1 pseudogene is annotated in these 322 nt (G+C 61.2%); it reads left to right on the top strand.

The features are described from left to right. A pseudogene (locus SB756_RS28890) lies at positions 1-322 on the top strand (multifunctional CCA tRNA nucleotidyl transferase/2'3'-cyclic phosphodiesterase/2'nucleotidase/phosphatase); the annotation flags it as partial.

Genomic DNA, 322 nt, shown 5'->3' with positions numbered 1-322 from the left:
GCCCAACCGCAGGTGTTCTTCCAGGTGCTGCGCGCGTGCGATGCCCTACAGGAGCAACTGCCCGAGCTTCTAGACGATTCCCAGGCCCTGGCGGCGCTGGAGCAAGCAGCATTGCACAAGCAGCCACTGCACATACGCTGGGCCTGCCTGCTGCATGGGCTGGAACCAGCATCGATCAAAGCCGTCAACCAGCGCCTCAAGGCGCCGCGGGAATGCCAGGAATTGGCACTGCTGACAGGGGAATGCCTGGCACAGGGCAATCATGCGCTGGATTTACCTGCTGCGGCACTGCTGGAGCTGTTGCAAAAGTTCGATGTGTATC

This window comes from Pseudomonas sp. SIMBA_068 (genome assembly GCF_046534705.1).
In the GTDB taxonomy this organism is placed as follows: domain Bacteria; phylum Pseudomonadota; class Gammaproteobacteria; order Pseudomonadales; family Pseudomonadaceae; genus Aquipseudomonas; species Aquipseudomonas putida.
Note: the sequence above shows the minus strand (reverse complement) of the source record. Positions and strands in the feature narration are given on the sequence as shown.